This is a genomic window from Micromonospora sp. NPDC005206 (assembly GCF_040608175.1).
In the GTDB taxonomy this organism is placed as follows: Bacteria; Actinomycetota; Actinomycetes; order Mycobacteriales; family Micromonosporaceae; genus Micromonospora.
In genome coordinates this window covers 1-5,095 of the sequence record NZ_JBEXHU010000063.1, presented here as the reverse complement: position 1 = coordinate 5,095, position 5,095 = coordinate 1, and the positions used below count along the sequence as shown (strand labels likewise).

Sequence of the window (5,095 nt, the reverse complement as noted above, 5' to 3'; positions counted from 1 at the left end):
ACGCTCACGCAGCTCATCGTTGTACTTCTTCGGTGCGGGCATCGCTGGTGTTCCTCCCAGGTTTCGATGTCTCCATCAAACCCGGTGCGGGACAGATGGCCCCGGTCCACAGCAGTCGGTCCTGGCCATCGCTGATGACGGTGGTCTTTTTGGTGTTCTGTTTCTTCTTGCCTGAGACGAATGCCCGACGACCTGGCCGGCCTGCGTTGGGGCGGCGGACCTGGACCTCGGTACCGTCGAAGCGGAGCTTGACGCCCTCTGCCTCGGCATAAGCGAAGACATCCGCCAGGGTGCGCAGCCGCAGCTCGGGACGACCGGGAACAGCGAACCTCCGCGCGGCGATCAGAGGTCGAATCTCATGGACGGCCCGGGTGATCGTGGAGCGGTCCACCTTGTAGAACAGGGCCACGGCCGCGTGTGGGAGCTGGAAACGCAGGATGACCAGGGTGGCAATCACCCGATCGGTAAACACCAGCTCGTGGTCTGGCCCCGCACCGGGCGCCCGCAGCCGGTCACGACCACAGCGCTCACGCAGCCGGCTCTCCTGCTGCGCCGGCCAGGCACCAGCCAGCTCCTCAATGAGCCTGCCCAACCGGCGACGCGGCAGGCCAGTACAGATCCGGTGCGACAACACCCCACGAGCCGACCCCGATGACATAACCATGATCATCCATCGCCACCGCCCGGCCATTCGCCCGCCGAGTCGCCGGCCGTCGTTCCCGGCATGGCAAGGGCGGCGATGAAGGGCTCGCGAACGCTCGGGTCGCAGTGGGCCTCCTCCAAAGCACGTTTGTCCGCGTCGGGATCGAAACCAGCCGCATAGTCGGTTCCTCGCCCACACGCCACCGGCATCGAGCCGGCTCCGTCCCAGCCTGGGCCGGACGGAAACGTGACGTCGATGACGACGCGGTCCCCGTTCAGCTCGATGGTCAGGTACCGGTGCACGTCCCACAAGCCTTCCGGGGGCACCGCGGCGGCCGCGATCGGGCCGAATCTGCGGGCAGCGTCTTCGGGCGTGCATCGATAGACGCGATGGACCAGCTGCGGTTCCGTATGCGGCCAGTGTTCGGCCAGGACGGCCACCAACAGCGCGTGCTTCGTCGAGCAGGTGCCCCGCCACTCGGCGAGCGCCCCTTGAGCGCTCCGCTCCACCGGACGCCCGTATGGCATCGAGCGCACCGCTTCCACGACTTCCGCAACAGAGGCGTCCTCCGAGAGGCCCGCCCGCGCTACCAGCGATTTCCACATGGGGCCATTGTCGACCCACCACCAAATCGCAACGCAGCCAACCCAAGCAAGCCGCTCACTCGAGGGTGCAGGGCCTGTCAGAAACTTTGTGGTTGATCTTGGTGTGGTCCGTTAGGTCGGGTAGGAAGCCCGGCCAGAGGGGATCACGTCATGTCTACGAATCATGGTGCTGAGCAGCCGGAAGGCGAGCGGGGTTCGTCTGTGGACTCGGTGGCGGAGCAGCGGATCGCTGAGCAGTTGCTGGAGCAGGCGCGGGTCGACGGGGTGAGGCTGGTTGGGCCGGGCGGGTTGCTGGCCGGTGTGACTCGTCGGATCCTGGAGACGGCGCTGGAAGCGGAGATGTCGGAGCATCTGGGCTACGACAAGGGCGACCCGGCGGGTCGCGGTGCCCGTAACGCCCGCAATGGCCATTCAGTAAAGACGGTCCACACGGATCTGGGGCCGGTCGGGTTGAAGATCCCGCGTGACCGTCAGGGTGAGTTCGAGCCGCAGGTCATCCGGAAGCATTCGCGGCGGGTCGCCGGGTTCAACGAGATGATCCTGTCGTTGTATGTCAAGGGTTTGACCACCGGAGAAATCCAGTCGCATCTGGCCGAGGTCTACGGCGCCGACGTGTCCCGGGAGTTGATTAGCAAGGTCACCGATGCGGTTGTCGAGGATCGCTGACGTTCAGGGCGGGCTCATCGCCCGCGTGTTCACACCGGTACGCGGCCACCCAGTTGCCGAGCGTGCCGTCTCCGATACCGAGTTCACGAGCGACCGCGGAGATCGGCCGCGACCCCTCGATCACCATCTTCACTGCTTCTTCCCGGAACTGCGGGGAGAAATTCCTCTTCGCGCGTGGCACCTGTTTTCCTCTCCAGATCAACCAATTCTACTTGGTTGGCCTGTCCGGAAAACCCATGGCAGCTCAGTTGGCGTTGACGACATCCTCGCCGACTCCGATCGCTGGTGCGAGCATGCGCGCGGCCGCTGCGTCGCGGGTCGGGGAGAGCGTGTAGACGAAGCAGCCGAGATAGCCGAGACGACGGCATTCGGCTGCGAGTCGACGTAGGTCGGGCCGCATCGAGAGCAGGGTCGGCAGCGTTCTGACCAGGGCCCCGGCAAAGTCGTGAGGGGTGTCCGGCTTGAGGCGGTTGGTGTAGACGCGCCCTGGGTGTGGGTAGCGGGGCGGGCATGGCCGTTCCAGAAGATCATCAAGGTTCTCGAGGCCTGTTGATCTATCTGAAGTGAGCCATGCCCGCGTTGCCATCATCGCTGATCTCATCGTTGTCGACCGCACCGCCCGGGTCATCTGCCGTGGAGTCGGCTGCCGGCCTGCTCGCCGCGTTGGGTTCCCTGCCCGATCCCCGTGCCCGACGCGGAGTCCGGCACGCTCTCGTAACCGTCGTCGCAGCGGCGGTGTGCGCGGTCGTCGCCGGTTACCGCTCATACGCGGCGATCGGTGAGTGGGTCGCAGACCTACCTGCTGATACCGCGGCCGTGCTCGGTATCGACACGGACCGGCGGCCGTCTGAGGCCATGATCCGCAGGCTGCTGCAGGCCCTGGACCCTGACCGGCTGGCCATGGTGATCGGCGCCTGGCTCGCCGCGCAGCTCCCCGCGCCGGCGGCGGGAACACGCCGGGCGATCGCCGTGGATGGCAAGACGCTACGCGGCTCCCGGACCAGCGACAGTGTTGCCCGGCACGTCCTCGCCGCCGCCGACCAGGCCACCGGTGTCGTGCTGGCCAGCACCGACGTCGACGGCAAGACCAACGAGCTGTTCAGGTCTCGCGCGACGTTCTGGTTGGTTGGAAAATGTGGGTCGGTTGGCCCGGTCGACGCCGTGTGATCTTGGTGCGGGAGAGCCCGTGAATGAGCTTGGCGCGAGGGCTTGGGGCAGGCGCCCTGGATTGTTGCCGGTGAGCACGTGAGCCAGATTCTTTGTTGAGCTGTGCCCTCACCGGGCCAGCCGCCCTGCTGATCGACGGATGGTGATGGGTGGTGGGTTCATGGATGTGATCGTGGAACGGGTCGCCGGCCTGGACGTCAGCAAGGCTGACGTGAAGGCCTGCGTTCGGCTTCCTCGACAAGGGCCGGGCCGGCGTTACGGGCACGAGGTTCGTACGTTCGCCACAATGACGCGTCAGCTGATGGCCTTGGCGGACTGGCTGGCTGAGTCTCACGTCGAACTGGTCGTGATGGAAGCGACCGGCGACTACTGGAAGCCGGTGTTCTATCAGCTCGAAGAGCGTTTCACCGTGTGGCTGGTCAACGCCCGTGACGTCAAGAAAGTCCCCGGACGCAAGACCGACGTCAAAGACGCCGAATGGCTCGCCCAGCTGGCGCAGCACGGGCTGGTCTCGCCCTCGTTCGTGCCTCCGCCGGCCATACGCAGGCTACGAGATCTCACCCGGCAACGGGTCAACCTCGTCCGGGAACGCGTGCGTGCCCTGCACCGGCTGGAGAGCGTGCTCGAGGACGCTGGGATCAAGATGTCCACGGTGATGAGCCGGACGCTTACCATGTCCGGGCGACTCATGATCGAGGCGCTCGTCGCCGGAGAACGCGACCCATACGCCTTAGCCGACCTCGCCCTGGGCAAGGCCCGGCCGAAGATCGTTCAACTACGCGAGGCGTTGGTCGGCGGGTTCGACGACAACCACGCGTTCCTCGCCGGGCAAGCACTGAACCACATCGATTACCTGGACGCCCGCATCGCGGCCTTCACCCACCAGATCGAACACCTGACCCAGCCGCAGACACGCCAGCGCGAACTGCTGATCAGCATCCCGGGCGTCTCCGACCGCATCGCCGAGGTCATCCTCGCCGAGACCGGCGGCGACATGACCCAGTTCCGTACTGCTGCCGCACTGGCCAGCTGGGCCGGCGTCGCCCCCGGAAACAACGTGTCCGCCGGCAAGAACCTGTCGGGCAGGACCACCCACGGCAACCGCTGGTTGCTCGGCGCGCTCGGCGACGCTGCCGCAGCCGCCGCCCGCACGAAGAACGCATACCTCAACAGCTACTACAAAAGGATGGTCAAGCGGCGCGGGCCTCGACGGGCCCTCGTCGCCGTCATGCACAAGATCCTCACCGCGGTGTGGCACATGCTCAGCCACGACGTGCCCTACCACGACCTCGGACTCGACTACTTCCACCGCCGCCCCGATCAAGTCGAACGACGCAAACGCAGGCTGCTCAACGAGCTCACCGAACTGGGCGTCGACACCAGCACCTTCATCACCACCGGCTGACATCGAGATACCCGCTACCAACCCGGCGACTCAAGACCACCCCGGGTCCATCTCAGCGTGCCCGCTCACTGAACATTTTCGAGCCAGATCACCCGCTTCGCCCCTGCTCGACCAGCTCGGCGACCTCGGCGAGGTCGTGGTGACCGCCGACGCGCTGCACTGTCAACGCGACCACGTCGCCTACCTCGCCGAACGCGGCGCCCACTGGATCCTCACCGTGAAGGGCAACCAGCCCCGCCTGCGCGCCCAACTGGCCGCCCTACCCTGGCGGGCCGTCGCCGACGCAGACCGCGGCACCTACCGCGGCCACGGCCGCCGGGAAATCCGCACCCTGAAAATCCTGTCCGTCTCCACCGGGATCGACTTCCCGAATGCCACCCAAGCCATCCAGATCCGACGCCGCCGACGCCGGCTCGACCAGCCGAAACGGTTCACCACCGCGACCGTCTACGCGATCACCGACCTGCTCGTCCACCAAGCCAAACCGGCGCAACTCGCCGCGTGGATCCGTGGTCACTGGTCGATCGAGAACAAGGTCCACTGGTGAGTCGGCCTGGGGCGCGGTGCCGGGATTACTCCCGGTCCGTTTCCCCAGGCCGCTCTCCGAAC

General features: G+C 66.3%; 8 protein-coding genes. 4 read left to right on the top strand and 4 right to left on the bottom strand.

The features are described from left to right. Nucleotides 1-13: 13 nt before the first annotated feature. Entirely contained in the window at nucleotides 14-592 is a 579-nt protein-coding gene (locus ABZU69_RS36805; RefSeq protein WP_354968824.1) for a transposase family protein, read from the bottom strand. A gap of 74 nt (nucleotides 593-666) precedes the next feature. Beyond that, entirely contained in the window at nucleotides 667-1,248 is a 582-nt protein-coding gene (locus ABZU69_RS36800) for a hypothetical protein (protein WP_354968823.1), read from the bottom strand. Nucleotides 1,249-1,398: 150 nt separating this feature from the next. On the opposite strand from ABZU69_RS36800, the gene ABZU69_RS36795 reads away from it, so the two are divergent. Further along, nucleotides 1,399-1,914: a transposase gene (locus ABZU69_RS36795; RefSeq protein WP_354968822.1), complete on the top strand. Its 516-nt coding sequence runs from the start codon at nucleotides 1,399-1,401 to the stop codon at nucleotides 1,912-1,914. Here ABZU69_RS36795 and ABZU69_RS36790 read toward each other — a convergent pair. Both ABZU69_RS36790 and ABZU69_RS36785 read right to left on the bottom strand, forming a co-directional pair. After that, nucleotides 1,886-2,095 carry a transposase gene (locus ABZU69_RS36790; RefSeq protein WP_354968821.1) on the bottom strand — a complete coding sequence of 70 codons (210 nt, stop codon included), beginning with the start codon at nucleotides 2,093-2,095 and terminating at the stop codon, nucleotides 1,886-1,888. The genes ABZU69_RS36795 and ABZU69_RS36790 overlap by 29 nt on opposite strands. Before the next feature lie 63 nt (nucleotides 2,096-2,158). Continuing rightward, complete coding sequence (locus tag ABZU69_RS36785) at nucleotides 2,159-2,515, bottom strand: hypothetical protein (RefSeq protein ID WP_354968825.1); 357 nt, start codon at nucleotides 2,513-2,515, stop codon at nucleotides 2,159-2,161. Here ABZU69_RS36785 and ABZU69_RS36780 point away from each other — a divergent pair. The 3 genes from ABZU69_RS36780 to ABZU69_RS36770 all read left to right on the top strand — a co-directional run bounded on the left by ABZU69_RS36780 (nucleotide 2,485) and on the right by ABZU69_RS36770 (nucleotide 5,033). Next, nucleotides 2,485-3,081: a transposase family protein gene (locus ABZU69_RS36780; protein ID WP_354968820.1), complete on the top strand. Its 597-nt coding sequence runs from the start codon at nucleotides 2,485-2,487 to the stop codon at nucleotides 3,079-3,081. The genes ABZU69_RS36785 and ABZU69_RS36780 overlap by 31 nt on opposite strands. A gap of 160 nt (nucleotides 3,082-3,241) precedes the next feature. Beyond that, nucleotides 3,242-4,486 (top strand): IS110 family transposase, encoded by a 1,245-nt coding sequence (locus ABZU69_RS36775; RefSeq protein WP_354968819.1) that lies wholly within the window; start codon nucleotides 3,242-3,244, stop codon nucleotides 4,484-4,486. A 139-nt stretch (nucleotides 4,487-4,625) separates the two neighbouring features. Continuing rightward, nucleotides 4,626-5,033, top strand: a complete 408-nt coding sequence (locus tag ABZU69_RS36770; RefSeq protein WP_354968818.1) for an ISAs1 family transposase — start codon at nucleotides 4,626-4,628, stop codon at nucleotides 5,031-5,033. The last annotated feature ends 62 nt before the right edge of the window (nucleotides 5,034-5,095 follow it).